Origin of the sequence: Streptomyces sp. W16, assembly GCF_033194735.1 — a bacterium.
Lineage (GTDB): Bacteria > Actinomycetota > Actinomycetes > Streptomycetales > Streptomycetaceae > Streptomyces.
Window position 1 is genome coordinate 1 of sequence record NZ_JAWOAI010000850.1, and the last position, 2,695, is coordinate 2,695.

General features: G+C 70.9%; 2 protein-coding genes and 1 pseudogene. All 3 read right to left on the reverse strand.

The window, feature by feature from the left end; genetic code table 11:
• Positions 1-122 precede the first annotated feature (122 nt).
• The gene (locus tag R6V09_RS50385; RefSeq protein WP_317888130.1) at positions 123-338 is read right to left on the reverse strand and encodes an I78 family peptidase inhibitor; all 216 of its coding nucleotides are present in this window, start codon (positions 336-338) and stop codon (positions 123-125) included.
• A 327-nt stretch (positions 339-665) separates the two neighbouring features.
• A pseudogene (locus R6V09_RS50390) lies at positions 666-1,625 on the reverse strand (helix-turn-helix transcriptional regulator); the annotation flags it as partial.
• A gap of 46 nt (positions 1,626-1,671) precedes the next feature.
• Positions 1,672-2,695, reverse strand: a 1,024-nt coding sequence (locus R6V09_RS50395; RefSeq protein WP_317888131.1) for an ABC transporter substrate-binding protein, incomplete at its 5' end; no start/stop codon positions are given.

The window sequence follows — 2,695 nt, forward strand, 5'->3', positions numbered from 1 at the left end:
GGCCCGTCCGGCGACGGGCGGCTGACCCCACCGAGCAGCGGGGCCGGTACGCACAAACCCATCCCCGCATCACGAAGGCCCCGGTTCCTCCTGCGGAACCGGGGCCTTCGTGACATGCGCGTTCAGCCCTTCCAGGCGCGCGCCACCGTGCCGTCCTTCACCTCGAAGTTGAGCCGGCCCGCGCGGTACTCCATGGTGATGATCGCCCCCGGCGGCAGCGACCGCACGGTCGACCACCCCCGTTCCCGCGCAAGCCGCTCGGCCTCGGGCGCGTCGAGGCCGACGTAGGTGTTCGGGCTGTCCTGGGGCTCCGCCGGTGGAGTCGGAATGGGTGCCATGCGCGCCACGCTAGCCCCTCTCCGGCTCTCCATGACCCTCTCCGGTCACACTTCTGTCACAGGATCAAGACGTGTGTTTTGTTCTCCGCGACATCAGCTGCTGCCGCAGCGGGCCTCACACATATGAGCGGTTCCGTGCGCCTTCCGCGGCCATTCGAACGTAATTCCCGCGTGTCGGTCCGGCCTGTCGAATAGTCGGGCGGAAAGTTCCGCGAGAACCGGTCGGGCGCCCCATTCCATTCCGATTCCGTGCCGTACGGCGGGAGCTGACGCAGCATAAGAGTTTCACCGTTCCGGCACAGAATCGCCGTGCGTCCCCCGGCCGTGCCGGTCCAGCGCGCGGGACAGCCGGTCCCGCGCCGTCCTGATCGCCCCGGCCAGCTCCGCAGGCTCCAGGACCTCAAACTCGAAGCCCATCATCACCACGTGGATCACCATCACATCGAGGTTCGGCGCCCCGGTCCGCAGCAGGCAGGCGTCCGGCCCGTCCGCCTCCAGCGTCCCGGCGGACGGTGAGATCCGCTCGGCCGCCAGCTCCAGAGGCACCAGCAGCCGGACGACGGCTTGCGAGGCGTACGCGCGCGTGGAGACCCCTTTCGAGACGTACGCGGCGAGGTCCTCGGCCGGTGGCTCGCGCGGGGTGAAGCGCGGCCCGTGCGGCGGCCTGGGCGTGACGCGGTCGACGCGGAAGGTGCGCCAGTCCTCGCGGTCCAGGTCCCAGGCGACCAGGTACCAGCGGCGCTCGGTGCACACCAGGCGGTGCGGTTCGACGGTACGGCGGGTGGGGGCGCCGTCGTGGCTCTCGTACTCGAAGCGCAGCCGCTCGGCGTCCCGGCACAGGGCGGCCAGCTCGGTCAGTACGGCGGGGTCCACGGCGGACGGCAGGGTGTTGTGCAGCATCGGCACGGTGAAGGCGTTGAGGGCGCCCACCCGGCGGCGCAGCCGGTTCGGGAGGACCTGTTCCAGCTTGGTGAGGGCGCGTACGGAGGTCTCGCCGATGCCCTCGATGCCCTGCCCGGCGGCGGTGCGCAGGCCGACCGCCACGGCGACCGCCTCGTCGTCGTCCAGAAGCAAGGGCGGCAACTCGGCGCCCGCGCCCAGCTGGTAGCCGCCGCCCGTGCCGGGACTGGCGTTGACGGGGTAGCCCAGCTCGCGCAGCCGGTCGACGTCCCGGCGCACGGTGCGCGGGGTGACCCCGAGCCGGTCGGCCAGGTCGGCGCCGGACCACTCGCGGTGGGCCTGGAGCAGAGAGAGCAGACGCAGGAGTCGTGCCGAGGTCTCCAACATAGTCGAAGTCTGTATCAAGGGCCGCCTGTATCAAGCGTGGTCCGCGTCAAGGGCTGTAGGGCAGTTGCGGCACCTCGAAACAGGTGCTGTTCATGTCCCCTTGCGGGACCCACCCCTTGCCGTCCTGCCAGCGGGCCACCGACAGACACGTCCTGCGTGTCCTCGGCGGTTCGGCGAGCCGCTGGAAGGAGACGGGAAGCAACAGACCGCCGGCGGTGTAGTTCTCGCTCCGGTTCATGAAGCCGTCGACGCACGCGCGCGTGACGCCCGTTCTCGCGCATGCCTTCGCCGCGTCCGTGAACCACATCGCCGCCGCCCAGCCCTCCAACTGCCACTGGGAATGCGTCTTCAGCCCCTTGGTCGCCTCCCGGAACTCCCGCACGGCGGGCCGCGACACATCGTCGAAGTCACGGCTGGACCCGGTCGCCCACAGGGCGTTGCGGCAGCGCGGGGAGTCCTTGTAGTCCTCGGGGACGGTGGATGTCCAGTTCTGTACGTTCGTCACCTTGGCAACGACATTCGCGCCGACCTCGTCCATCGCCGCGCACAACTGGGCGTTCCCGTGCGTGTCGAGGGCGTCGAAGACGAGGTCCACGCCCTGCTGCTTCAGGTCGGCCGCGGCGGCGCGGAAGTTGGGCAGCGCGAAGTCGACCTGCTCGGGGACGACCTTGTAGCCCTCGGCCTTCAACCCCTGCTCGACGAGCCGCGCGTAGGCGGCGGACGCGGCCTGGTTGTACGACACGACGGCGGCCGTGCGGGCGCCCTGCTCGCGCTTGAAGTACCGGTAGACCTCGGTGCCGCCGTACAGCTTGCCGCCCCAGCCCGGGGTGCCGGCGCGGGGCGCGAGGCTGCCGTAGATGCCGTACAGGTGCGGCCAGGTGTCGTAGGCGGCGCCGATGGGCTGGCCGCCGATGTCGGGCACGCGCGCGTGGGAGACGCGGGAGGCGCCCGCGTAGTCGAGGGCGGTGGTGGCGACCAGGGCGACGACCTTGTCCTCGTCGACCAGTCGGTGCACGCACTCGTTGTTCCCGACCCCGCTGCCGCCGTCGTCGCACAGCCGCACCTCGACC

What these genes read in the sequence shown, in the direction of transcription:
- R6V09_RS50385 (WP_317888130.1), bottom strand. Translation starts at nt 338, where the DNA reads ATGGCACCCATTCCGACTCCACCGGCGGAGCCCCAGGACAGCCCGAAC.